The sequence below is a fragment of the Mesorhizobium mediterraneum genome (assembly GCF_002284565.1).
In the GTDB taxonomy this organism is placed as follows: Bacteria; Pseudomonadota; Alphaproteobacteria; order Rhizobiales; family Rhizobiaceae; genus Mesorhizobium; species Mesorhizobium mediterraneum.
Window position 1 is genome coordinate 137,667 of record NZ_NPKI01000033.1, and the last position, 24,779, is coordinate 162,445.

The 24,779-nt window shown below is 63.6% G+C and carries 16 protein-coding genes; 9 read left to right on the plus strand and 7 right to left on the minus strand.

Features of this window, described 5'->3' with window-relative positions; translation table 11 throughout:
* Positions 1–48 precede the first annotated feature (48 nt).
* Positions 49–2,571: a ligase-associated DNA damage response DEXH box helicase gene (locus CIT25_RS26355; protein ID WP_095488078.1), complete on the plus strand. Its 2,523-nt coding sequence runs from the start codon at positions 49–51 to the stop codon at positions 2,569–2,571.
* Positions 2,568–3,284: a ligase-associated DNA damage response endonuclease PdeM gene (gene pdeM / locus CIT25_RS26360; protein WP_095487945.1), complete on the plus strand. Its 717-nt coding sequence runs from the start codon at positions 2,568–2,570 to the stop codon at positions 3,282–3,284. The genes CIT25_RS26355 and pdeM overlap by 4 nt, the downstream gene beginning before the upstream one ends.
* 5 nt (positions 3,285–3,289) lie before the next feature.
* On the opposite strand, the gene CIT25_RS26365 is transcribed toward pdeM, so the two are convergent.
* Genes CIT25_RS26365 through CIT25_RS26375 form a run of 3 tightly spaced genes read right to left on the minus strand, consistent with a single transcriptional unit; the run spans position 3,290 to position 7,905 of the window.
* Complete coding sequence (locus tag CIT25_RS26365; RefSeq protein WP_095487947.1) at positions 3,290–4,225, minus strand: dimethyl sulfoxide reductase anchor subunit family protein; 936 nt, start codon at positions 4,223–4,225, stop codon at positions 3,290–3,292.
* A gap of 15 nt (positions 4,226–4,240) precedes the next feature.
* Positions 4,241–4,975, minus strand: coding sequence for a 4Fe-4S dicluster domain-containing protein (locus CIT25_RS26370; protein ID WP_095487949.1), 735 nt, complete (start codon positions 4,973–4,975; stop codon positions 4,241–4,243).
* Positions 4,972–7,905 carry a molybdopterin oxidoreductase family protein gene (locus tag CIT25_RS26375; protein ID WP_095487951.1) on the minus strand — a complete coding sequence of 978 codons (2,934 nt, stop codon included), beginning with the start codon at positions 7,903–7,905 and terminating at the stop codon, positions 4,972–4,974. Before CIT25_RS26375 ends, CIT25_RS26370 begins: the two co-directional genes overlap by 4 nt.
* A gap of 274 nt (positions 7,906–8,179) precedes the next feature.
* Between CIT25_RS26375 and CIT25_RS26380 the strand changes: the two genes are divergently transcribed.
* Positions 8,180–9,082 carry a LysR substrate-binding domain-containing protein gene (locus CIT25_RS26380; protein WP_095487953.1) on the plus strand — a complete coding sequence of 301 codons (903 nt, stop codon included), beginning with the start codon at positions 8,180–8,182 and terminating at the stop codon, positions 9,080–9,082.
* 6 nt (positions 9,083–9,088) lie between these two features.
* On the opposite strand, the gene CIT25_RS26385 is transcribed toward CIT25_RS26380, so the two are convergent.
* From CIT25_RS26385 to CIT25_RS26400, 4 genes are all read right to left on the minus strand, one after another.
* Positions 9,089–10,345, minus strand: a complete 1,257-nt coding sequence (locus CIT25_RS26385; RefSeq protein ID WP_095487955.1) for an Hsp70 family protein — start codon at positions 10,343–10,345, stop codon at positions 9,089–9,091.
* A 110-nt stretch (positions 10,346–10,455) separates the two neighbouring features.
* A complete protein-coding gene (locus CIT25_RS26390; RefSeq protein WP_095487957.1) occupies positions 10,456–11,247 on the minus strand; it encodes a TIGR02186 family protein in 792 nt (263 codons plus the stop codon).
* On the minus strand, positions 11,247–12,170 hold the full coding sequence (locus CIT25_RS26395; RefSeq protein ID WP_095487959.1) for a sulfite exporter TauE/SafE family protein: 924 nt from the start codon (positions 12,168–12,170) through the stop codon (positions 11,247–11,249). The genes CIT25_RS26390 and CIT25_RS26395 overlap by 1 nt, the downstream gene beginning before the upstream one ends.
* Positions 12,171–12,362: 192 nt before the next feature.
* Positions 12,363–16,295 (minus strand): peptidoglycan-binding protein, encoded by a 3,933-nt coding sequence (locus CIT25_RS26400; RefSeq protein ID WP_095487961.1) that lies wholly within the window; start codon positions 16,293–16,295, stop codon positions 12,363–12,365.
* A 488-nt stretch (positions 16,296–16,783) separates the two neighbouring features.
* On the opposite strand from CIT25_RS26400, the gene CIT25_RS26405 reads away from it, so the two are divergent.
* The 6 genes from CIT25_RS26405 (at position 16,784) to CIT25_RS26430 (ending at position 24,778) form a co-directional block, all read left to right on the plus strand.
* A complete protein-coding gene (locus tag CIT25_RS26405) occupies positions 16,784–17,245 on the plus strand; it encodes a MerR family transcriptional regulator (protein WP_095487963.1) in 462 nt (153 codons plus the stop codon).
* Between the two features lie 303 nt (positions 17,246–17,548).
* A complete protein-coding gene (locus tag CIT25_RS26410; protein ID WP_095487965.1) occupies positions 17,549–19,345 on the plus strand; it encodes an acyl-CoA dehydrogenase in 1,797 nt (598 codons plus the stop codon).
* A 54-nt stretch (positions 19,346–19,399) separates the two neighbouring features.
* Complete coding sequence (locus CIT25_RS26415) at positions 19,400–20,572, plus strand: acyl-CoA dehydrogenase family protein (protein ID WP_095487967.1); 1,173 nt, start codon at positions 19,400–19,402, stop codon at positions 20,570–20,572.
* Positions 20,573–20,604: 32 nt separating this feature from the next.
* Positions 20,605–21,813: an acetyl-CoA C-acetyltransferase gene (locus CIT25_RS26420; RefSeq protein ID WP_095487969.1), complete on the plus strand. Its 1,209-nt coding sequence runs from the start codon at positions 20,605–20,607 to the stop codon at positions 21,811–21,813.
* 12 nt (positions 21,814–21,825) lie between these two features.
* On the plus strand, positions 21,826–24,045 hold the full coding sequence (locus tag CIT25_RS26425; RefSeq protein WP_095487971.1) for a 3-hydroxyacyl-CoA dehydrogenase NAD-binding domain-containing protein: 2,220 nt from the start codon (positions 21,826–21,828) through the stop codon (positions 24,043–24,045).
* A gap of 82 nt (positions 24,046–24,127) precedes the next feature.
* The gene (locus tag CIT25_RS26430; RefSeq protein ID WP_095487973.1) at positions 24,128–24,778 is read left to right on the plus strand and encodes a S24 family peptidase; all 651 of its coding nucleotides are present in this window, start codon (positions 24,128–24,130) and stop codon (positions 24,776–24,778) included.
* The last annotated feature ends 1 nt before the right edge of the window (position 24,779 follow it).

Consider the following 24,779-nt stretch of genomic DNA (forward strand, 5'->3'; position numbering starts at 1 on the left):
GTTCCGATTCTTCTTGGCGATTGCGCGCCGCCGCGCTACCTCTGGCGCGTGACAGAGCAGCCGCGCCTTGCCGAACAGAATGCCGCCGTGCACTTGCCCGAGCCATTCCTCAGATGGTTTTCGCAAAAGGGCTGGTCGCCGCGTGCCCATCAGATCGAATTGCTGGCGACTGCCCAAGCCGGGCAGTCGGTGCTGCTGATCGCACCGACCGGCGCCGGCAAGACGCTGGCAGGGTTCCTGCCGTCGCTGACCGAGTTGGCAGGTCGGCCAAGGAAGAAACCGGGGCAGGCGCGTCGCGGCATCCACACGCTCTACATCTCGCCGCTGAAGGCGCTGGCCGTCGACATCGAGCGCAATCTCGGCAAGCCGGTCGAAGAAATCGGTCTGCCTATCACGATCGAGACACGCACCGGCGACACGCCCGCCCACAAGCGCCAGCGGCAGAAGCTGGCGCCACCCGACATTCTCCTGACCACGCCCGAGCAACTGGCGTTGCTGATCGCGGCGCCCGACGCCAGGCGCTTCTTCGAGGACCTGCATTATGTCGTGCTCGACGAACTGCATTCGCTGGTGACGTCAAAACGCGGGCATCTCCTGTCGCTCGGTCTGGCCCGGCTGCGATCCTTTGTTCCGGGCTTGCAGACGATCGGCCTGTCCGCGACGGTGGCCGAGCCCGATGAATTGCGGCGCTGGCTGGTCAGCCAGAACCCACCCGGCGGCATGGCTGAGTTGATCGTCGTGACGGGCGGCGCCAAGCCCGAGATCTCCATTCTCGACTCGGAGGAGCGTGTGCCGTGGGCCGGACATTCGGCCCGCTACGCAACGCCGGAGATCTATAGCGAGATCAAGCGACACAAGACGACCCTGCTGTTTGTCAACACACGCAGCCAGGCCGAGCTGCTGTTCCAGGAGTTGTGGCGGGTCAATGAAGACACATTACCGATCGCCCTGCATCACGGCTCGCTCGATGTCGCCCAGCGCCGGCGCGTCGAAAAAGCCATGGGCGAGAATGCCTTGCGCGCCATCGTCGCCACTTCGACGCTCGACCTCGGCATCGACTGGGGCGATGTCGACCTGGTCGTCCATGTCGGCGCACCGAAGGGTGCGAGCCGGCTGGCGCAGCGCATCGGCCGCGCCAATCACCGCATGGATGAGCCGTCCAAGGCGATCCTGATTCCGGCCAACCGCTTTGAGGTGCTGGAATGCCGGGCGGCGCTCGACGCCAATTATCTCGGCGCCCAGGACACGCCGCCGCTGGTCAACGGCGGGCTCGACGTGCTGGCGCAGCATGTGCTTGGTTGCGCCTGCGGTGCGCCATTCCATGCCAATGCGCTTTTTGAGGAGGTAAGAGCAGCCGCGCCCTATGCCGAACTCGATCGGCCGACATTCGACCGCGTCATCGATTTCGTCGCCACCGGCGGCTATGCGCTGAAGAACTATGAGCGCTACGCCCGTATCCGCCTGAACAAGGACGGGCTGTGGCGCGTGTCCAATCCTCGGGTTGCTCAGCAGTATCGGCTGAATGTCGGCACCATCATCGAGGTGCCGGCGCTCAACGTGCGTTATATCAAGGCCGGCAGCAAGGGCTCTGCCTCGCGCGGCGGTCGCGTCCTCGGCAAGATCGAGGAGGCGTTCCTTGAAACGCTGACGCATGGCGACACGTTCATGTTTGCCGGCAAAGTACTGCGCTTCGAGGGCATCCGCGAGAATGAGTGCTTCGTATCGAATGCACCCGGCAGCGACGCCAAGGTGCCATATTATGGCGGCGGCAAATTCCCGCTTTCGACCTACCTCGCTGAGCAGGTCCGCATCATGCTGGATGACCCGCAGCGCTGGAAGAAGCTGCCGGAACAAGTGGCCGACTGGCTACGTTTCCAGGCCGACAAATCGGTACTGCCGAAACGCGATGACCTGCTGATCGAGACCTTTCCGCGCGGCAACCGGCACTACCTGGTGGCCTATCCGTTCGAGGGCAGGCTGGCGCACCAGACGCTCGGCATGCTGCTCACCCGCCGTCTCGACAGGGCGGGCGCCAGGCCGCTCGGCTTCGTCGCCACCGACTATGCACTTGCCATATGGTCGCTGGCCGATATGGGCTGGATGTTCCGGGCGAAGAAGCCTTCGCTCAGTGAACTTTTCGACCAAGACATGCTGGGCGACGATCTCGAAGCTTGGCTGGCCGGCAGCTGGCTCTTGAAGCGCACCTTCCGCAACTGCGCGCTGATCTCGGGGCTGATCGAAAAACGCCATCCGGGCCAGGAGAAAAGCGGCCGCCAGGTCACTGTGTCGACCGACCTCATTTACGACGTTCTGCGCAGCCATGAGCCGGACCACATCCTGCTGCAGGCGACGCGTGCCGATGCGGCCACCGGTCTGCTGGATGTCAGCAGACTTGCCGAGATGCTCTCGCGCATCCAGGGACGAATCGTGCATAAGAACCTCGAACAGATCTCGCCGCTCGCCGTGCCGATCATGCTCGAGATCGGCAAGATGCCGGTGCATGGCGAGGCCGATGATACACTGCTGATGGATGCGGCAACGCTGGTCGAGGAAGCCATGGGGACGAAATGACGCGCGCGCTGGCCATGCCTGCACCCCTGGCGGATGCCGATTTTATCGGCATCGCCGGCGAGCGCGCGATCTGCGATCGGCGCGGCGTGCTCTACTTCCCCGAGCTGAAATTGCTGGCGGTGTCGGATCTGCATCTGGAAAAGGGATCGTCGCTAGCACGGCGCGGTACGTTGATCCCACCTTATGATACCGGTGCGACGTTGTTGCGGCTGCAGGCGGTGATATCAGACTACCAGCCGGCGATCGTCATGAGCCTCGGCGACAGCTTTCATGATGGCGGCGGAGCGGCGCGCATGCACTCAAGCTTCCGCGAGCGGCTGGAAGGGTTGATGGTCGGCCGCGAGTGGTTCTGGGTCGCCGGCAACCATGACCCGGATGCGCCGGCCGACTTGCCCGGCGAGACGGTGCGCGAGCTGGCCATAGGCTCTCTGCTGTTCCGGCATGAACCTTCGGCAGTGAGAGTGGAAGGCGAGATCGCCGGCCATCTGCATCCGTGCGCCCGCATCGTGCAGCGCGGCCGCTCGGTGCGGCGGCGCTGCTTTGCCGGCGATGGCGGCCGCATGATCATGCCGGCCTTCGGCGCCTATACCGGCTCGCTCAATGTGCTCGACCGCGCCTATGCCGGGCTGTTCCGCCGCGAAACGCTGATGGCCTATATGCTCGGCACGGAGCGCATCTTCGCGATTTCCCGCTCAATGCTGAGGCCCGGCTGAGACCGCTACCGGCCGTAGTACAAGGTGACGGTGTGCTTCGCCTCGGCGAAAAACAGCCAGCGTTCGACCAGCATGCCGGCGAATTGAGCGATTGCGGCGAGCGCCGACAGCACCGCCGCATAGGGCCATGGCAAGGCGAACGCGGCAATCAGCAGTAAGGCGGGCAGCGCGAAGGCCAGCACTTGTGTGATCTGACGCAGCCGCGCCTTGTGCTTGCGCGCGATGCGAAAGCCCATCTCCTTGAGCAGGTAATTCTCCTCGGTATGCGGCCATTCCAGCGACCGCACCGTGCCGCCGGCAAGTCCGGTCGCGGTGTTGGCATTGGTCGGGATTTCCAGCCCGTCATTGTATCGCCATGTTGCCAGCTTCCAGCCCCAGCCGAGCACGGTCAGCAGCACGCAACCTGCCAAAGCGATGGTCGAGCCGATGGCGAAACCCTGCAGCAGCGCGTTGAGCAGCACGCTGCCGCTCATCGCCGAAAAGATCAGGTAGCCGGGCAAAGTGAAGCGGCTGTTCCATTGGGCGATCGGCTTCAGCGAGGCGTAGATCATGCCGGTGGTGCAGACGGTGACGACCGCGCCGATGGCAGCCAGCAGCCCGGCGACAGCCACCCAGCCGTTCGTGCGGCCGAGGAACACCCACCCGATGGCGAAAAACCCCGCCGGTACGAAGGTCGCAACCGACGCGACGCCTTCGCGCGACAGCCATGAGCTGCGCCATTGCGAGAAGGCGCGCCAGGCGCGTTCGGGCCGGCCGAGATGGCCGGCCGATAACAGCAGGCCGGCCGAGATCAGACCGAGCGCCAGCCCCATGCTGACCAAACCGAGCCAGAAATTGGGCGGGACGAACCCCAGTCCGGCCAGCACGCCGAGCAGCGCGAGCAGGCCGTAGCCGGCGCCCGTGGCGGTGGTGAAAAAGACGACGGAGAAAGCTGGACGCATGAGGTCGGTAGCTGGTCAGTGCGAAAGCATGCGGTCGACCCAGCCAAGGAAACCGCCTTCGGCCCGCACCGGTTCGAGCGCCGGCGCCGGCACCGATGCGGCGCGTGTGGTGTGGGCGCGCGGCGGCAAATATTTGTTGGTCGGGTGATAGCCGAGTTCGGGCATCAGGTCGACGCCGCCGCGCTCGGCCACCAGTTGCGAGATCGCCGACGCCGGGTCGCCGAGATCGCCGAAATGCCGCGCGCTGGTCGGGCAGGCGGCGACGCAGGCCGGCACGCGGTCTTCTTCGGCTAGATTGTCGTTGTAGATGCGGTCGACGCACAGCGTGCATTTCTTCATGACGCCGACGTCAGTGTCGAATTCGCGCGCGCCATAAGGGCAGGCCCAGCTGCATAATTTGCAGCCGATGCACTTGTCCTCGTCGACCAGCACGATGCCGTCCGAGGCCCGCTTGTAGGAGGCTCCGGTCGGGCAGACGGTGACGCAGGCCGGTGTCTCGCAATGCAGGCAGGAGCGTGGGAAATTGACCGTTCGCCCACCCATCTCGGTCATGTGCTCGTAGCTGTGCACGCGGTTGAACCAGACCCCGTCGGCGTCGCCGCCATAAGGATCGATGTCGGTCAGCGGCGCCATGTGGCCGCCGGTGTTCCATTCCTTGCAGGCGGTGACGCAGGCCTGACAGCCGACACAGGTGTCGAGATCGATGACGAGGCCGAGCTTCTTGTCGGTTTGGGCGGGAAGGCAGGTCATGATCTGGGAGCTTCTCTTTCCCGGCGAAACTCGGCGCCGAAACTTAGCTTGTCGGGCGAGGGTTCGAAATGCGGCGGTTGCCGGAACCGCTCGAACTGCGGCTCGGTGAAGCCGGCTTCCTCGGCCGCGCATTTGACGATGCGGACGCGCAGGTCGAACCAAGCCGCCTGGCCGGTCACTGGATCGGAATTCGAATAGCGCCTGCCATTGGCATCGGCAGAAGTCTGGTCGCCGATGATATGGTTGAGCAGGAAGCCACGATTGGATTCAGCGGCGTCGTCCTTCAGCCCCCAGCTGCCGCGCCGCTTGCCGATCGCGTTCCAGGTCCAGACCGTATCCGCGTTGACGCCGTCGACCAGCTTGATCTGTCCCTTGACCTTGCCGTTGATGCTCTCGATCCAAACCCAGTCGTCGTCGACAAGGCCGAGGCCGGCGGCGGTCCGGTTGTGCACGAACAGCCGGTTCTGGCTGGTGATCTGCCTGAGCCAAGCGTTCTGCGAGCCCCAGGAATGATACATGTGCATTGGCCGCTGCGTCAGCGCATGCAGCGGATAGATCTGCGTGTCGACAGCCGCTTCCTCGAAGGGCGCGTACCAGAACGGCAGCGGGTCCATATAGGTCTCGATGCGGCTGCGCTCCGTCTCCGGCGGCAGCACCCGCCCATGGCCGCGCGCGGCGAGGCGAAACCGCTGGATCGGTTCGCAATAGAGCTGGAAGACGATCGGCTCGGCTTTCGGGATGAAGCCCATGTTCTCGGCGAAGTCGAGATAGGAGCGGTTGGCCATCTTGTAGTAGCGCTGGTCGTCCGCAAAATCATGGTGCCAGAAGCCGCCATTGTCGATGTAGCGCTGCAGCTGGTCGGGATTGGCCTCGCCCTTGCCGGTCAAGGTTCCGTCCTTGCCGCGCCAGCCGGCGAGCGGGCCGATGCCCGGCGTGCGCTGGTGATTGACGATATAATCGGCGTAATCGCGGTATTTGGCCGAGCCGTCGTCATCGACGAAGCCGGGCAGGCCAAGCCGCGCGCCGAGCTCGATCAGCACCGTCTGGAACGGGCGGACGTCGCGGTCTGGCTCGACGACGGGATGGCGGATGGCGTCACCCGGCCCGTCGGCATGGCTGATTGGCCGGTCGAGCAGGCTGATGCAGTCATGCCTTTCGAGATACGTGGTGTCGGGAAGCACGAGATCGGCGAACGGCACGGTCTCGGAATAATAGGCGTCGGAATAGATGATGAAGGGGATCTTGTAGTTTCCGGCCTCGTCGCTGTCGGTCAGCATCGCCATCGTCTCGACGGTGTTCATCGACGAGTTCCAGGCCATGTTGGACATATACATCATCAGCGTGTCGATCTTGTAGGGATCTCCGGCCCAGGCGTTGCGGATGACCGAGTGCATAAGGCCGTGCGCGGCAAGCGGTGCATCCCAAGAATAGGCCTTGTCGATACGAACAGGCGTGCCTGCGTCATCGACCAGCAGATCGTCCGGTCCGCAGACGAAGCCGAGCGGCATGCCTTCAAGCGGCGTCATCGGCCTGACGTCCTTGCCCGCCGGCTTCGGCCCCGGCGGCGCCGACCGGGGATAGGGCGGCTTGAAGCGAAACCCGCCCGGAACGTCCACCGTGCCGAGAAGCACCTGGAGCAGGTGGATGGCGCGGCAGGTGTGAAACCCGTTCGAATGGGCCGAGATGCCGCGCATCGCATGCATCGACACCGGCCGGCCCTTGATCGTCTCGTGCCGGCGGCCGGCCCAGTCGGTCCACGCCACCGGCAGTTCGATTGCTTGCTCGAAGGCGACATGCGCCAGTTCGGCGGCCATCCGACGAATGGTGTCGCCTGAAACGCCGCAGCGTTCGGCAACCGCATCGGGAGAATAGCTCTCATGCAGATAGCGGTCGGCGATGAGCTGGAAGACCGGCACGCAGCGGCGGCCGTCGATCGTGAAGTTGCCGGTCAGCGTCGGCTTTGCATCGGCATCTGTGGCGTTGACGGGCGTCTTCGCTACCCTGTCCCAAGCCAGCGGATCGCCGTCGCTGTCGCGCGCGAAAAGCCCGTCATCGGCAGCACCCGGCTCCTGGATGATGAGGACATGGGCGTTGGTGTAACGCAGCAAATAATCGAGATCGACACGGCCAGCCTTCAGCAGTTCGTGGATGAGGGCAAACACGAACAGGCCGTCGGTGCCGGGCCGAATGCCGATCCAGTCATCGGCGATGGCGTTGTAGCCGGTGCGGCACGGATTGATCGAAACCACCTTGGCGCCGCGCGCCTTGAGCTTGCCGAGGCCGATCTTGATCGGATTGGAATCGTGGTCTTCGGCAACGCCGAACAGCATGAAGTATCTGGTGTTGTCCCAATCGGGCTCGCCAAACTCCCAGAACGAGCCGCCGATCGTATAGAGCCCGCCGGCCGCCATATTGACCGAGCAGAATCCGCCATGGGCGGCGAAATTCGGCGTGCCGAACTGGCTCGCCCACCAGCCGGTCAAGGATTGCGACTGGTCGCGCCCGGTGAAGAAGGCGAGTTTCTTCGGATCGGTCCGGCGGATTTTCGAAAGCCGTTCCGTCGCGATCGAGAACGCTTCCTCCCACTCGATCTCGCGAAACTCTCCCGAGCCACGCGGACCTGTACGCAGCAATGGCTTCTTCAACCGGGCCGGACTGTAGTGCTGCATGATGCCGGCGCTGCCCTTGCCGCACAGCACGCCGCGGTTAACGGGATGGTCCTTGTTGCCGTTGATGTAGCGGACCTTGCCGCCCTTGATGTGGACGTCGATGCCGCAGCGGCAGGCGCACATATAGCAAGTGGTCTTGGCGATGCTGTCGGAGACATCAGGCGAAGTGTCGACGCCATCGCCTTCGTCGGGCGCGCGCGTGTCGGCAAGCGGCCGTTGCGACGGTGCGGAATTGGCGCCGCGCGGCGGTCCGTTCGTCATGATCTACTTTTGCGGTCCGAGTGTTTGGCTCGCGTTTTTGGCCCGGGGCCGCGCATGTAATGCTCTTCCGGATGATAGCTGTCGCCGGTGAGCCGCCGCCGGAGGCCGCGCGTCCAATGGGCAAACAGGGATTTGAATCGCCCGATCACTTTCTGCCCTTTGCGGGTTGGCCGCGATATTTTTCCAATTTCGTCCAAAAACTTAGAACAAAATGATCGATCCGTCTAACAAGTTGCTCTTGTAATTCCAATCGAATTTGTTTCTTAATTTTCTCATGACCCTGGACCAATTGCGGATCTTCGTTGCTGTCGCCGAACGGGGGCATATGACCAAGGCGGCCGAGCTGCTGGGCATTTCCCAGTCGGCGGCGTCGGCCGCCATCCGCTCACTCGAGCAGCAGCACGGCGTCCAGCTGTTCAACCGGGTCGGCCGCAACATCGAGCTTGCGCAGACCGGGCGCAGGTTCCTGCCCGAAGCCAAGGCCGTGCTCGAACGGGCGGCTGCCGCCCACAATGTGCTGGAGCACGTCTCGCAGACAATTACCGGCAGTCTTTCGATCGCCGCCAGCCAGACTATCGCCAGCTACTGGCTGCCGCGCCGGCTGGCCACTTTCCACGAGGCCTATCCCGCCGTCAGGCTGAGCGTGACCATCGGCAACACCAGACAGGTCGAGACCAATGTCTTGGACGGCACGGCGGATTTTGGCCTGGTAGAGGGGCGCACTGATTCCGACATATTGCGGCGCGCCAAGGTCGATGTGGATCGCCTGATGCTGGTCGTGGCGCACTCTCATCCCGAGATCGCTGAAGTCTCGCAAGGGCATCCCGATATCAGGGAGCTCCGGTGGATCATCAGGGAAGGCGGATCGGGCACCCGCGAGGTGCTGGAAGATCTTGCCCGCCGCGAAGGGATCTCGTTCGCGGACCTCAGGATATTCCTGGTGCTGCCGAGCAACGAGGCGGTCCGCCAAGCGGTCGAGGCCGGCGCCGGCGCCACCATCATTTCGGAGCTCGTCGTCGCCCGCGCGGTCGCCGAAGGCAGCTTGCGGTCCGTGCCGATCGATCTGCCGAAGCGCGATTTCGCGATGATCACGCATCGTGACCGGCAGGCAAGTCTGGCCCAAATGGCGCTCAAGGCGCATCTGGGCGAGAAGGCCGGCGAGACCGTCCGGGGCTAAGCTGGATCAGCCGAATTTCCGCTGCGCGTCGAGCGCCAGCCCAAGCCCGACCGAGCCGAACATGTCGCCTTCGATGACGGACGCCTGCGGCACCAAGGCTAGTATCTGTTGCTTTGCCAGCGGGATGGCGGTCGATCCGCCGGTCAGGAACACCGCGGTGATGTCGGACGGTTTCACCTGCGCGTCACGGATGGTCTCACCGACCGTCGCGGCAACCCGTTCGATGTCCCTGGCGATCGTGGCCTCAAGACCGTCGCGCGAAATTTCTGCCGTGAATTCCACTCCCGTCAGCGCGACCACGACATCGGCGGACAATTGCTCCGTCAGCTCGATCTTGGCCTTTTCGACCAAAGCGGCCAGCGCATGCCCGTAACGATGCTCGACGATATGGATGAAACGGTCGACTAGGTCGGCGCGTTCAGCCTCGTAGCGGATCTGGCGCAGATGCGTCATCGCCCGGGCGGTGTAGACCAGATTGATGCGCTGCCATGTCGCCAGATCGATGAAGTAGCTGGCCGGCAAGTTGCGCTTGCCGTCCTTGGTCGGCGAGAGATAGCCGAGCTGCGGCATCACATGGGCGATGCTCAGCAGCCGGTCGAAGTCGGTGCCGCCGATGTGGATGCCTCGGCTCGCCAGAATGTCGTCCTTGCGATCGAGGGAGCGGGCGCTCTGCGGCGAGACCCGCACGATCGAGAAGTCGGAAGTGCCGCCGCCCATGTCGACGATCAGCGCCAGTTCTTCCCGCGTGACCTTCTGCTCGTAGTCGAGCGCCGCCGCGATCGGCTCGAACTGAAATGCAATATGCTTGAAGCCCTGGGCGCGCGCCGCGTTTTCGAGTTCGCCTTCGGCCTTGGCATCGGCCTCGGCATCGTCGTCGACGAATTGCACCGGCCGGCCGAGCACCACGCTCTCGACCACGTCGCCGGCATCCTCTTCCAGCCTTTTCCTGAGATGGCCGACGAACAGACCGATGATCTCGGTAAAGGCGATCGACCGTGCCTTGATCCGCGTCTTTTCATGGACAAGCGAACTGCCGAGCACGCTCTTCAGCGAGCGCATCAGGCGACCTTCGATGCTGTCGGTATAGTTGGCGATGGCGCTGCGCCCGAAATAGGTGCGGTTGTCCTCGAAGTTGAAGAACACGGCGCTGGGCAGCGTGACCTGGCCGTCTTCCAGCGCCACAAGCCGCGGCTGCCCGTTTCTGACCACGCCCACGGTGGAATTTGACGTGCCGAAATCGATACTGCCGAATGCTGGTCGCATCGCAAGATCCTGTATTCTTGATTTGGGGAGCGACAGCTCGCGCTTCGGCCGAGCCGGGGAACGCGGTCTAACCCATGAAGCTCGAAAGGGGAACCGTCTTACGGAAAAGATCAGTCCTTCCGGAAGACGAGCCTTCCGAGCCAGCCGGTCAGCATGGCCAGCGACACGGCGAAGATGCCGTAGAGGAAGGAATAGTCGTGGGCCACGCGGAAGATCGACTGTTCGAAACCGGACTTGCGGATTTCGAGCTGGGCGGAGCTTTCCTTGATGAACAAGCCGCTCTTGAACAGGAACGCACGGGCCTTGTGGGTGCCGACCGGAACATTGGGGGCGAGCCTGACGGTGGCACGGAACAAGTTCTGCGACAGGAACTGCACGCCGCCGACATTCTCGCTGTAGAGGCCCGTCGCCGTTTTGCGCTCGCGCAGCGCCGCGGTGAATTCCTCGATCGTCGCCGGGCTGTCGTCGTCGTCGGCCGGTTGCATATAGAGGTTGGCGGCGCCGAGCGACAGTTGCTTGTAGCTGTTGGGGTCGGTGACGTCCTGCAGCGGTCGCGTCGTCGCCACCGAATAGGACACCGGCACATTCTCGAAGGTCTCGGACTCCAGATTGATCCAGATGCCGAGCACCCGGTCCTTGCGGCGCACGACGACCGGCCGGGCCGGCCCTTCCAGCACGACGATGATGTCGTAGCGACCTTGGCGCGCGACAAGCGGGTCGGCATTTTCCAATGAGCCGAAGATGGTGAGGTCGGCACCGGAAAAGCCGGCGGTGATCGAGACGTGGTCGGTGGACAGGCCGATCTGGATGTTTTCGGCAGCCGGCGTCTGCGCTTCTCCCGGTGACACGGCGGCGAACAGCGACAGCGAGGCAACGGCCAAGAACGCCCTCAAGCCGGCCATCAGGTCAGACCCACGCCGGACAGGGAATAGAGGTTGGGCGGTGTCACGAACAGATCGATGGCGAGCCGGATGGCGACCGCCAGCACCAGCAGTGCCAGCAGCGCCCTGAGCTGCTCGCCACGCAGCCTTTGGCCAGCCTTGGCGCCATATTGCGCGCCGGCGACGCCGCCCGCCATCAACAGGAAGGCGAGCATGACGTCGACCGTCTGGTTAGTGGTGGCATGGACCAGCGTGGTGTAGGCCGAGGTGAAGATGATCTGGAACAGCGAGGTGCCGATGACGACGTTGGTCGGCACTTTCAAGAGATAGATCAGCGCCGGAACCATGATGAAGCCGCCGCCGACGCCCATGATCGACGACAGGAAGCCGATGCCGGCGCCGAGGCCGAGCACTGGGATGACGCTGACAAAAAGCTTCGAGGCCCTGAATCGCATCTTCAGCGGCAAGCGGTGGATCCAGTTGTGCTGGCCGGACTTCTTCAGCACCGGCGCGGCACCACTGCGGGTGGCGCGCAGCGCATTGACGCTCTCGACCAGCATCAGCCCGCCGACGGTGCCAAGCAGCACGACGTAGAGCAGCGAGATGAACAGGTCGAGCTGGCCGAGCCGGCGCAAGAAGCCAAAAACAAAGATGCCGCCGGTTGAGCCGACGATACCGCCGGCCAAAAGCACTCCGCCAAGCTTGAAGTCGAGCGTGCCGCGCTTCACGTGCGACAATGCGCCGGAGAAGGAGGAGGCGATGACCTGGTTGGCGCCGGTGGCGACCGCGATCGCCGGTGGTATGTTGTAGAAGATCAGCAGCGGCGTGATGAGGAAGCCGCCGCCCACTCCGAACATGCCCGACAGGAAGCCCACCGCCGCGCCCATGGCCAGCAGCACGAAGACGTTGACGGAAATTTCCGCGATCGGGAGATAGATGCCCACCCGTCAGTCTCGATCAGTTTGCCTCTCGGCGAATGCAACCGTTGCGGGCATTTTTGCGCCAAAAAGCTAAATTGTTCTTGCGCCGGCAGGACGGCGAAGTCAAACCCCGCTGTACAGCCGAAACAAAAAACAACTCAATCAGTTAACAGGCAAATGTGTGGCAAAGGCATCGTTTAAACGACGCATCTGCCGTTATTTGCGCGCAAGCAGCGCCTGGACCAGCTTTTCGTCGACCGTGCCGGTCGCCGTCATGTCGTTGTCGGTCTGGAAAGCCATGATGGCGTTCTTGGTCTTCAGGCCCATCAAGCCATCGGGGTTGCCGGCTTCATAGCCATTCTTGTTGAGAATGCGCTGGATGTTCTGAACGGCCTTCTTCATGTCGACGCTGGCGGTCGTCTGCGGCGTGCCGTCCTGCCACGACTCAGGAATGTCGGCCGAATTGGCCGCCGGATCGAGCGGTTTCGCCTTCCACATTTCGGTGGCGGCGCGTGCGCGTTCGAGCTGCTCGGGCCTGAGCGCCTTGGCGATCTCATCGCGCTTTGCCGCCGCATCCTTGTCGCCGGTCTTGGCGACGAGCGCGAACCATTTGTAGGATTCCTCGAGATTCTGTTTCATGCCGACGCCCTTCGCCGCCAGGATGCCGAGATTGAACTGGCTGTCCTTGACGCCGAGATCGGCGGCGGCCTGGAACCAGTGCGCGGCCGATTCATTGTCGGTCACGCCGTCGGCCGCCATGGCAAAGAGCACGGCGAGATTGTGCATGGCGCTGGCGTTGCCCTGCTCCGCCGCGAGCTGGTACCAGGTCTTCGCCTTCTTGACGTCGCGCGCGACGCCGGTGCCCTTCTCATAGAAGTTGCCAATGCGGTATTCCGCCGGTGCGAAGCCGAGCTCGGCGGCCTTCTCATACCATTTGGCGGCCGCTGCCATGTCTTGCTTGACGCCGCTCGATTCGGCGTAGCGCGAGCCGATCTCGAACAACGCTTTGGCATCGCCGCCGGCCGCTGCGTCACGCAATGCAGCCGGACCGGCATCGGCCGGGATGTCGATCTTGGCAGCGGCTGCCGCAATCGAAGCATCTGCGGGCGTAACCGTGCCGGTCATGTCCTGGGTCGCCGGCGTGGCGGCCAGCTCTGTGGCCTTTGGCTCGGTGTCCGCAGCTGCCGGGCCCTCAGGTGCCGACGCTGTCGCGTCCGCCGCCGGATCGGGCGACGCCGTTGAAGCCATGGCAGGAACGGGTTCGGCCTCGGGTGCGGTGTCCATCGGCGTTCCGGCGTCCGACGGCGCGGCGAGGGTGGTCTGTGCCGGCATGTCGTTCTCGGTTACCGATTCGGACGGCTCTGCCTGCCGGACGGCGCGGGCCGGCGCGCTGTCCGGCGCTGCAGTTTGCGCGTCCGTCGTTGGCTCGCTGGCGGCACCGACCGACGCGGCTTCCGCTGGCTGCGCGGCCACGGTCGACGCCGCATCGTTGCTGGCTATTTCGACGGGGTCGGAGAAAAAGGCCTTGCCCAGTTGCAGGCCGGCGAGCGCCAGCATGATTGCAGCGGCCGCCATCAGGATCGGCTTGCGCCGCGCCTTGAGCAGGTCGCCGATCCTGAGCGCCTTCACCGGGCCACGCGTCGTCGACTGCCGCTTGAGAGCCTCGGCCTCGGCAGCGGCGGCTTGCGCCGCGCGTCTGGCTGCTGCGATGAAGTCGGATTTCGATGCATCGGCATTGCCGGTCCTGACCGGCGGTCCGCGTTCGTCGCGCACGCGTTTCATGATGGCGTTGAGGTCGGGTGGCCCGGAGCCGGGCTCCAGCGGCCGGTTGGCAACCTTCGGATCCAGTGGCTCGTCGAGATCGGCGCTCGGTATCTCGACATCAGGCGCCGAGCCGGCAAGCGGTGGAACATCCGCCTCCTTCTTGCCCTTGAAGGCGCGCGCCAGTCCGCCGAGCATCGACCTCCGGCCGCCGGTCTGCTCGCTTTTCTCCGTCGTCGTGTCCGAACCAAGCGCCGCCATGGCCGCGGCCGCAGCGGCTTCGGCTGGCGTGCGGGTGCCTGGTTCGCTACGCGAACCTGGCTCATTGCGCATGACGGCAGGTGCACGGCTGTCGAGGTCGGCCATGTCCCCGGTCAGCGGCAATGGCTGGTCGATGTCCATGGACGGCGCGTCCCGAACGGCCATCTTTGACGATCGCGCGCCGCGCCAGCTGTCCGGTTCAACCGGTTTCGTGCTGAGAAGTTCGCTCACCGCGTCGGTCGGCTCGCCGGTCTCCAGTGAGCCCAGTCGGTCGACGATCTTGAGCAGTGTGTCGTGGATGGCCTCGAAGGTCCTCGAATTGCGCTCGTCGGAACGGCGCGTCAGTGCTTCGAGCGTCTTCAGATCCTGGGCGAGGCCAGAAACGGCCGCCGTATTGGCACTGGAGTCGGCAAGCGAACGGACAGCGCTCTCGGCTGCCTCGCGCGCCGCGCTAAGAATGGAATCGCGGGTTCCAGCCAGCGACTTCTCGATTTCGTTGAGACGCGGGCTGATGTCTTCGAATTCCGGCAATGGCGTGCCGGGCTTCGAAAGATGCGCCGACAGGCCCGCGACCTGCGCTTCCAGGCTGCGGATCAGGGCCGGGTCGATGCCAGCGACTTGTGCCGCGGATGAATCCAGCCGGCTTGAAATGTCTTCGAGGCGGCTTTCCAGGCCACGGATCGCCGCTTCGCCTGCGGAATCGGGAACACGCGTCTCCATGCGCTTGGCCAGCGCGCTGAAGCGGGCGTCGATGGCGTCCATGATGCCGGCCCCATCGATCTGCGGCATGCGCTGGTCCAGCCTGTCGGCGACTTCGTCCAGCCGGCGCTCGAGATCGCGAAACAGCATGTTGCCTTGTTCGATCGCGTCTCCCTGGCGGCGCTCCATCATGCCGGACAGCACGTCGAAACGCTGTTCCAGCCCCTGGAAGATGTAATCGGCGTCCGGCATGGCAGGCGCCCTGTCGATCTTCTCGGCAATGAGCGCGATCTGCTTGTCGAGGCGCTCCATCGCCTGCTCCGGCAGATTGGCCCGGCCGGCAAGATCGTCGACCCGGCTCGACAGCATGTTGAGGCGGTCGATGACCTCGCCACTGGGGTGCACCTGCGTGACTTCCTCGATCTGCTGGGCAAGCGAGGCGATCCGCTTCTCGATGCGCTCGAAGGGCTCGGGGTCGAATGAATTGGCCTGCGCGGCGACGGTTGAGGCAACGATAGCGCGGGAAATCTCATCCAGCCGCTCGTCGATCATACCGAATGTGCCGCTGCCGCGATTGTCCTGCTGCCTGGCGAAATGATCGACGGCGCCGGCAAGCGTGCGGACCTTCTCTTCAAGCGACCGCAGCGACAGCGATTCCGGCAAATTGTTGACGGCATTGCTGATCTGTTCGAGCCGGTCGGTCAGCATTGAAAGACCGGGTGCGTCCGACCGCTTGCGCTGATCGGCATCGACACGATCCTCGAACGCGGTCCAGCGGCGGTCGAAATCGTCCCAGCGGCGGCCGACCGCCTGCACGCTCTCCTCGCGCGCCAGCGTGTCGAGCGCGGCCTTGACCTGCTCCAGCTCGAGCCGGAGCATGTTGACGCTTCTGTCGTCGCTCTTTTCGGCCAGGGTCTGGATGGCGCCGGAAAGCCGTTCGAACTCGACGCCGAGTTCGGCGCTGCCTTTGCCGGAGCCCCCCGGCTGAGCGCTTGCTTGGAAAGCCCGCTCGATGTCCTTGCGCAGCGCTTCGAATTCGCGCTGCAGGCCGGCGGTCATCTGGTGGCGCAGTTCCTCGCGCAGGCCGCGCAATTCGCCGGCGATCTTGCCGACCACGGCGACGCCGTCTTCTTGGCCGCGCACGCGGTCGATGTCGCGGGCGATCGCGTGGTAATTCTGGTCGAAGGCAGCCGGTGCTTGGCTTCTCGGCGGCTGCGCGGGGCGCGGATCATCATAAGGCCGGGCGCTGGCATAGCGCGGCTCCGCGCTCGGCCGGCGAGGATCGGGACGCTCGCTCATGTCCTCGCGCGTCCGCTCCAGCCGCTGCTCCAGCGTTTCCAAGGAACGGTTGAGCTGTTCAAGCGTGGTGTGCGGCCTGCGCTGCCTGCCGGCGTTGAGTGTATCGAGATAGGACCGCTTGCTGTTCATCGATGCGCCCGTTCAGAATTACTGGTCCGTCTAATTGCTGGCCTATGACCAGTTTCCCAAGTCTGCCGGAAACGAAGGCGGCCGCGCGGCTCTGCTGCGGTGGAAGACGAGCTTCCCGGGTTTCACCCGCGCTCCGAAAAACCGTGAAAAATTCGCTACAGGATAAACACGGGTAACCGACATGCGCACATTTCGCCCAACGTGGTAAACAACGCGTTAACCAAGCTTAAGAAGTTGCAACGTTGTGTTGGCGGGCCGCCTAAAGCCGGGGTGATGCTCTGGCGGATGCGGCAAAAAGTTCCTCCCGCACAACGCCCTTGCTTCGTGGGGCGGCTATCGGTATAGAATTGACGTAAACGTAAAGGTGCACAGACCGTGCCGTTTGCGATTTGTTTGTTGAAACCACGACTGGAAGCACGCCCCCGCTTCCACTCAGGCGACGCTTGGTCCGGGACCGCGGCGCCACCAGATGGGGAAAGCCAGTGACCATGAAACTTGTTTCGCCCGGCGAAGCCGCGGCCAATACCAATGACATGTCTGACAAAGCCGGTGAGGATCTTGTCCGCATCGGCGAGATGGCCAAGAAATACGGAGTAACGCTGCGCACGCTGCGTTTCTACGAGGACAAGGGCCTTCTCAATCCGCAGCGCGACGGCTCGACCCGTCTCTACACCCGGCGCGACAAGGCGCGGCTGAAGCTGATCCTGCTCGGCCGCAAGGTCGGGTTCTCGCTGCGCGACGTCAAGCAGATGATGGACCTCTACGACCCGACCGGCTCCAACACCAAGCAGTTGCGGCTGGCGCTCGACAAGTCGGAGAAGCAGCTTGCCCGTCTGCAGAAGCAGCGGGCGCTGATCGATGATGCCATCAACGAGTTGAGCAACTCGATGGCGGCGGTGCGCCAGATGCTGAGCGAACGTTCGGCGCCACAGGCCAGCGTCGCCGGGTAATTCGGCCTCACCGGCTTCCGGTGAGCCGCCTTTCTGACGAATGAGTGCCGCGTGGCCTTGGCCGCGCGGCACTTTCCGTTGTCTTCCGGCTGCGGCGGGAAGAAGACATTTCAATCTGTTCCGCACTGGCTTCATCGATATAGCGCCGCTACGCTCACGGGCGGGAAAATTTGTCTCATCAAAAAATTGACGTTTACGCAAACGTCAACTTTTGCTATCTCGATCTGAACGTTGGTCCGATGCTGTCCCTGACTTCATTTTGGGGCTTGATTTCGGGACCAAGCCGCATGGTGGAGGAAGAGCATGCCGATCTACAGGGCGCCGGTCCAGGACACGCTGTTTGTGCTGAACGAGGTACTGGGCTACCAACGCTATTCCAATCTTCCCGGATTTTCCGACGCGACGCCGGATGTGGTCGAGGCCATCCTCGCCGAGGGCGCCAAGCTCGCCGAAAACGTCATGCAGCCGCTGAACCGCGTCGGCGACACGGAAGGTTGCGTGCGCCATGACGATGGCTCGGTGACGACGCCGAAAGGCTTCAAGGAGGCCTTCGACCAGTATCGCGAAGGCGGCTGGATGGGGTTGGCGGCACCCGTCGAATTTGGCGGCCAGGGCCTGCCTTACGCGGTGCATACCGCTGTTTCCGAATACATGGTTTCGGCCAACATGTCGCTGATGATGTATCCCGGCCTGACGCAGGGCGCGATCGCGGCGATCATCACCCATGGCACCGACGAGCAGAAGGCGACATGGCTGCCGAAGCTGGTCGAGGGCATCTGGACCGGCACCATGAACCTGACCGAGCCGCATTGCGGCACCGATCTCGGCCTGCTGCGCACCAAGGCGGTTCCCAACGGCGACGGCGCCTACAGAATTTCAGGCCAGAAGATATTCATCTCGGCCGGTGAGCACGATATGTCGGACAACATCGTCCACCTCGTGCTGGCCCGCATCGAGGGTGCGCCGGAAGGCGTGAAGGGCATTTCGCTGTTCATCGTGCCGAAGCTCAAGCTCGATGCATCAGGCAATCCGGGTGAGAAGAACACCGTCTTCTGCGGCTCGATCGAGGAGAAGATGGGCATCCATGGCAATTCGACCTGCGTCATGAACTATGACGAGGCGCAAGGCATGCTGCTCGGCGAGGCCAATGGCGGGCTGAAGGCTATGTTCACGATGATGAACGAGGCCCGGCTCGGCGTCGGCCTGCAAGGCCTTTCCCTGTCGGAGGTCGCCTACCAGAACGCTGTGTCCTATGCCAAGGATCGCCTGCAGGGCCGCTCGCTGTCCGGGCCGAAGGCGCCGGACAAGAAGGCCGATCCGATCATCGTCCATCCTGACATCCGCCGCAGCCTGATGACCATGAAAGCCTTCAACGAAGCCGGTCGCGCGCTGGCGCTGTGGACGGCGATCAAGTCGGACATCGCCCACCGCTCCGACGACGACAAGGACCGCCAGGCTGCCGACGACTACACCGGCCTGATGACGCCGGTGGTCAAGGGCGTGCTCACCGACAAGGGCTTCGACCACGCGGTGATGGCGCAGCAAGTGTTCGGCGGCCATGGCTATATCGAAGAGCACGGCATGAGCCAGTTCGTGCGCGATGCCCGCATCGCCATGATTTACGAGGGCGCCAACGGCATCCAGGCGCTCGACCTCGTCGGCCGCAAGCTGGCCTTGAATGGCGGCCGCGCGGTACAGGCCTTCTTCAAGGAGGTCGGCGAGTTCTGCGAGGAGAACCGCGCTGACGAGAAGATGGCGCCTTTCACCAAGGCGCTGAAGAAGGGCCACAACGATCTGCAGGCGGCGACGATGTGGCTGATGCAGAACGGCATGGCCAGGCCCGACAACGCCGGTGCCGCCTCGACCGACTACATGCATCTCTTCGGCCTCGTGGCGCTGGGCTACATGTGGGCGCAGATGGCGAAGGCCGCCGGCGCGAAGCTGGCGAACGGCGCCAACGGTGCTTCGTCTTTCTACGACAGCAAGCTGGTGACGGCGCGCTTCTTCATGGAGCGGATCATGCCGGAGACGTCGGCGCACCTCGCTCGCATCTCCAGCGGCGCCGAGACATTGATGGCACTGCCGGCGGAAGCGTTCTAAGCTCGACAGCGTCGGCACAGCCGACCTTTAACCTGTCGATACGCGGAGGAAATCGTGGCGACAAATCCTGCCGAAATCCTCGGCCTCCCTAAACCCGCCTGGGCGGCGGATGAGGTCGGCATGCTCTACGACATGGCGCACCGTTTCATGTCGGAAGAGATCGCGCCGCGCTATGACGAGTTCGAGAAGAACGAGATGGTCGACCGCGAGTGCTGGCTGAAGGCAGGCGCGGCCGGTCTGCTCTGTGCCTCGATGCCGGAGGAATATAGCGGTTCGGGCGGGACATTCGCGCATGAGAGCGCCATCATCGAGGCGATCGGCCATGTCGGCGTCGACGGTTTCGGCATCGGCCTGCACAATTCGATCGTCGCCCCTTACATCCTCCACTACGGCTCGGAGGAGCAGAAGAAGAAGTGGCTGCCGAAACTGGCGACCGGCGAGTTGATCGGCGCCATCGCCATGACCGAGCCCGGCGCTGGCTCCGACCTGCAAGGCGTCAAGACGCGTGCCGAGAAGGATGGCAACCATTACAAGGTCAACGGCTCGAAGACCTTCATCACCAATGGCCAGCTCGCCAACTTCATCATCGTCGTCACCAAGACCGATCCGGAGAAGGGCGCCAAGGGCACTTCGCTGATCGTTGTCGAGACCGACGAGGTGGAAGGGTTCGAGCGCGGCCGCAACCTCGACAAGATCGGTTTGAAGGCCAACGACACGTCGGAACTGTTCTTCAACGATATGCGCGTGCCGACCTCCAATCTGCTCGGCCACGAGGAAGGCCAAGGCTTCGTCCAACTGATGCAGCAATTGCCGCAGGAGCGGCTGCAGATCGGCACCGGCGCCATCGCCATGGTCGAGCGGGCGCTGGCGCTGACAATCGACTACGTCAAGGAGCGCAAGGCCTTCGGCAAGGCGATCATCGATTTCCAGAACACCCAGTTCAAGCTGGCCGAACTGAAGACCGAGGCGACCATCGGCCGCGTCTTCTACAATGACTGCGTCGCTCGCCACATCAATGGCGGCCTCGACCCGGTGACGGCCTCAATGGCCAAATACTGGCTGTCCGACTTGCAAGGAAAAGTCGTCGACGAATGCCTTCAATTGCATGGCGGCTATGGCTACATGAACGAATACCCGATCGCCCGCATGTTCCGCGACGCCCGCGTTCAGCGCATCTACGGCGGCACCAACGAGATCATGAAATTGCTGATCGGGCGCTCTCTCTGAGCGACTTTTCAGCAAACCCAAGGAGCAGGAAAATGGCCGAAGCTTATGTCTATGACGCCGTGCGCACGCCGCGCGGCAGGGGCAAGAAGGATGGCTCGCTGCACGAAGTGCCGGCGGTGCGGCTCGGCGCCAAGGTGCTTGAGGCGATCCGTGACCGCAATGGACTGGACACCGGCACCGTCGACGACATCATCTTCGGCTGCGTCGATCCGGTCGGCGAGGCGGGTTCTGTCATTCCGCGTGCCGCAGCCTTCGAAGCCGGCTATGCGACCACGGCGCCCGGCATGCAGATCTCGCGCTTCTGCGCCTCGGGCCTGGACGCCATCAACTTCGGCGCTGCCAAGATCGCACAAGGCGCCGATGAGATCGTCATCGCCGGCGGCGTCGAATCGATGTCGCGCGTCGGCATGGGCGCATCCGGCGGCGCCTGGTTCATGGACCCTTCGGTTGGCCTGCCGGGCTGGTTCGTTCCGCAAGGCATCTCGGCCGATCTGATCGCCACCAAATACGGCTTTTCGCGTGATGACGTCGACGCCTATGCGGTCGAGAGCCAGAAGCGTGCCGCCAAAGCCTGGGGCGAAGGCCGCTTCAAGAATTCGGTGATCTCGATCAAAGACCAGAACGGGCTGACCATCCTCGACCATGACGAGCATATGCGGCCTTCGACCGACATGCTGTCGCTGGCGGCACTCAACCCGTCCTTCGTCATGCCCGGCGAAATGGGCGGCTTCGATGCCGTCGCGGTGCAGAAGCATCCCGAGGTGGAAGAGGTCAACCACGTCCACCACGCCGGCAATTCGTCCGGCATCGTCGACGGCGCGGCGGCCGTTCTGCTCGGCTCGAAGAAGGCCGGAAAGACGCTCGGCCTGAAGCCGCGCGCACGCATCCGTGCATTCGCCAATATCGGCTCGGAACCGGTGCTGATGCTGACCGGTCCGGTCGACGTGACCGAAAAGCTGCTGAAGCGCGCCAAAATGAAGCTGTCGGACATCGATCTGTTCGAGCTTAACGAGGCTTTCGCCTCGGTGGTGCTGCGCTACATGCAGGCATTCGACATTTCGCACGACAGGATCAACGTCAATGGCGGCGCCATCGCCATGGGCCATCCGCTCGGCGCCACAGGCGCGATGATCCTCGGCACCGTACTGGACGAACTGGAGCGCCGGAACCTGAACACCGCGCTGGTGACGCTTTGCATCGGCGCAGGCATGGGCACCGCAACGATCATCGAACGCGTCTGACGGGAGAGACCGATGAGCTACACCAATTTCACCCTCGACATCGACGCAGACGGCATCGTGCTGATCACCTGGGATATGCCCGACCGCTCAATGAACGTCTTCACCGAAGAGGCGATGCTGGAACTGAACGCCATCGTCGACAAGGTGGCGAGCGATGCGGCGATAAAGGGGGCGGTCATCACCTCCGGCAAAGACACGTTTTCCGGCGGCGCCGATATCACCATGCTGCAGAAGATGCTGACGACCTTCGCCGCCGAAAAGGGCAAGGACGTCGAAAAGGCGACCAAGGCGCTGTTCGACAATGCCGGCTACATGACCGGCCTGTTCCGCAAGCTGGAGACTTCGGGCAAGCCGTGGGTTTCGGCGATCAACGGCACCTGCATGGGCGGCGCATTCGAATTGTCTCTCGCTTGCCATGGCCGTGTCGCGGCCGATTCCGACAAGGTGAGGATGGCGCTCCCCGAAGTGAAGATCGGCATCTTCCCGGGTGCCGGCGGCACCCAGCGCGTGCCGCGGCTGACCGACCAGCAGCAGGCGCTGCAGATGCTCACTTCCGGCCAGACGCTGTCGCCGCAGAAGGCCAAGTCGATGGGGCTGATCCACGAGATCGCCGAGCCGCAAAAGCTGGTTGAGACCGCCAAGGCCATGATCAAAAATGGCTTGAAGCCGGTGGCGCCGTGGGACGAGAAGGGCTTCAAGCTGCCCGGCGGCCCGATCTATTCGGTGGCCGGCGCCAATCTGTGGCCGCCGGCAATCGCCATCTTGCGTCGCGAGACCTATGGCAATTATCCTGCCGCCGCGGCCATTCTGAAATGTGTCTATGAAGGCCTGCTGGTGCCGTTCGACACCGCCTTGCGCATCGAGCAGCGCTATTTCACCGAGATCATGCAGACTAAGGAAGCTGCGGCGATGATCCGCTCGCTGTTCGTCTCGCTGCAGGAGCTGAACAAGGGTGCCCGCCGCCCGGCCGGTGTGCCGGAAACCAAATTCAAGAAGATCGGCGTGCTCGGCGCTGGTTTCATGGGCGCCGGCATCGCCTATGTCACCGCCAAGGCCGGCATTCCGGTGGTGCTGCTCGACCGCGACATGGAAGCGGCCGCCAAGGGCAAGGCGCATTCAGACAGCCTGATCTCGGATCAGGTCAGGAAGGGCCGCGCCAAGCCAGAGGACAAGGACAAACTGCTGTCGCTGATCACGCCGACGGCGGATTATGCCGACCTCGCCGGCTGCGATCTGATCGTGGAAGCGGTGTTCGAGGATTCGGGCGTCAAGAAGGACGCCACCGAAAAGGCGGAGGCCGTGCTGAAGCCGTCGGCGGTCTTCGCGTCGAATACGTCCACCATCCCGATCACCTCGCTGGCGAAGAATTCGGCGCGGCCGAAGAATTTCATCGGCATCCATTTCTTCTCGCCGGTCGACAAGATGATGCTGGTCGAGATCATTTTGGGCAAGAAGACAGGCGACAAGGCGCTGGCCACCGCGATCGACTTCGTCCGCGCCATCAAGAAGACGCCGATCGTCGTCAACGACACGCGCGGCTTCTTCGTCAACCGCTGTGTGCTGCGCTACATGTCGGAAGCCTACAAGATGCTGATCGAGGGCGTTCCGGCGCCGATGATCGAGAATGCGGCAAAGGCGGCCGGCATGCCGGTCGGCCCCTTGGCGCTCACGGACGAAACGGCGATCGATCTCGCGCAGAAGATCATGAAGCAGACCATGCGCGATCTCGGCGAAAAGGCGGTCGATCCGAAGCAGATGGCGCTGATCAACACGCTGGTCGATACGCATGGCCGCTTCGGCCGCAAGAACGGCAAGGGTTTTTACGACTATCCGCAAAAGCCTGCCAAGAAAAAGCTGTGGCCGGGCCTGAAGGATCTCTATCCGCAGCTGGCGCCCGAAAAGGTCGACTATGAGGAACTGAAGCAACGGCTCCTGGTCACCATCGCGCTGGAGGCGGCGCGAGTGATGGAGGAGGGCATCGTCACCGATCCGCGCGAAGCCGATGTCGGCTCGATCCTCGCCTTCGGCTTCGCGCCCTTTACCGGCGGCGTGCTGTCCTACATCGACGGCGTCGGCGCCAAGAAGTTCGTCAAGATCGCCAAGGGCCTGCAGAAGAAGTACGGCGCCGAGTTCAAGGCGCCCAAGCTCCTGCTCGACATGGCGGAGAAGGGCGAGACCTTCTACCAGCGCTTCGATCCCTACGCGAAAGGCGAGGTGAAGAAGGCAGCCTGATGCCGCCTTCGGTGGTGGACAAAATCACGGCCACCGGTTAGAACGAGGAAGGTATTTTTTCCTGTTCTGAAGGAGAGCAAAAGTGCTCTCGCATGATCGCGTATGGGCCGCCATCGACGCTCTCGCCGAGCGCTATTCGCTTTCGGCCTCGGGGCTGGCGAAGCGTGCGGGCCTCGATTCGACCGCCTTCAACAAGTCGAAGCGGCTGTCCTCGGACGGGCGGCCGCGCTGGCCGTCGACCGAATCGCTGGCCAAGATCATCGAGGCGACGGGCGCCTCGCTCGACGAATTTACGGGACTGGTCGAAGGCCGGGGCAAGCCCGGCCCCGGATCCCTGCCCGCGCAGAGGTCTTCCGTGCCGCTGCTTGGCTTCGCTCAGGCCGGCGCCGGCGGCTTCTTCGACGATGCCGGCTTTCCGGCGGGGCAGGGCTGGGACCTGATCGAGCTTCCGGCACAGGCGACCGAAACCTCCTATGCGCTGCAGGTCCAGGGCGATTCCATGCTGCCGCTCTACCGCAACGGCGACGTGCTGATCGTCGAGCCGGGCGCTGCCACCCGCAAGGGCGATCGGGTTGTCGTCAAGACCAATGCCGGCGAGGTGATGGCCAAGGTGCTGGACCGTCAGACGGCGAAGTCGATCATGCTGGTCTCGCTCAATCCCGATCACCCGGACCGCGACATTCCTATGCGCGATGTCGAATGGGTGGCGCGGATTGTCTGGGCAAGCCAGTAAG

What these genes read in the sequence shown, in the direction of transcription:
- pdeM (WP_095487945.1), top strand. Translation starts at nt 2,568, where the DNA reads ATGACGCGCGCGCTGGCCATGCCTGCACCCCTGGCGGATGCCGATTTT.
- CIT25_RS26365 (WP_095487947.1), bottom strand. Translation starts at nt 4,225, where the DNA reads ATGCGTCCAGCTTTCTCCGTCGTCTTTTTCACCACCGCCACGGGCGCC.
- CIT25_RS26370 (WP_095487949.1), bottom strand. Translation starts at nt 4,975, where the DNA reads ATGACCTGCCTTCCCGCCCAAACCGACAAGAAGCTCGGCCTCGTCATC.
- CIT25_RS26375 (WP_095487951.1), bottom strand. Translation starts at nt 7,905, where the DNA reads ATGACGAACGGACCGCCGCGCGGCGCCAATTCCGCACCGTCGCAACGG.
- CIT25_RS26380 (WP_095487953.1), top strand. Translation starts at nt 8,180, where the DNA reads ATGACCCTGGACCAATTGCGGATCTTCGTTGCTGTCGCCGAACGGGGG.
- CIT25_RS26385 (WP_095487955.1), bottom strand. Translation starts at nt 10,345, where the DNA reads ATGCGACCAGCATTCGGCAGTATCGATTTCGGCACGTCAAATTCCACC.
- CIT25_RS26390 (WP_095487957.1), bottom strand. Translation starts at nt 11,247, where the DNA reads ATGGCCGGCTTGAGGGCGTTCTTGGCCGTTGCCTCGCTGTCGCTGTTC.
- CIT25_RS26400 (WP_095487961.1), bottom strand. Translation starts at nt 16,295, where the DNA reads ATGAACAGCAAGCGGTCCTATCTCGATACACTCAACGCCGGCAGGCAG.
- CIT25_RS26405 (WP_095487963.1), top strand. Translation starts at nt 16,784, where the DNA reads ATGAAACTTGTTTCGCCCGGCGAAGCCGCGGCCAATACCAATGACATG.
- CIT25_RS26410 (WP_095487965.1), top strand. Translation starts at nt 17,549, where the DNA reads ATGCCGATCTACAGGGCGCCGGTCCAGGACACGCTGTTTGTGCTGAAC.
- CIT25_RS26420 (WP_095487969.1), top strand. Translation starts at nt 20,605, where the DNA reads ATGGCCGAAGCTTATGTCTATGACGCCGTGCGCACGCCGCGCGGCAGG.
- CIT25_RS26425 (WP_095487971.1), top strand. Translation starts at nt 21,826, where the DNA reads ATGAGCTACACCAATTTCACCCTCGACATCGACGCAGACGGCATCGTG.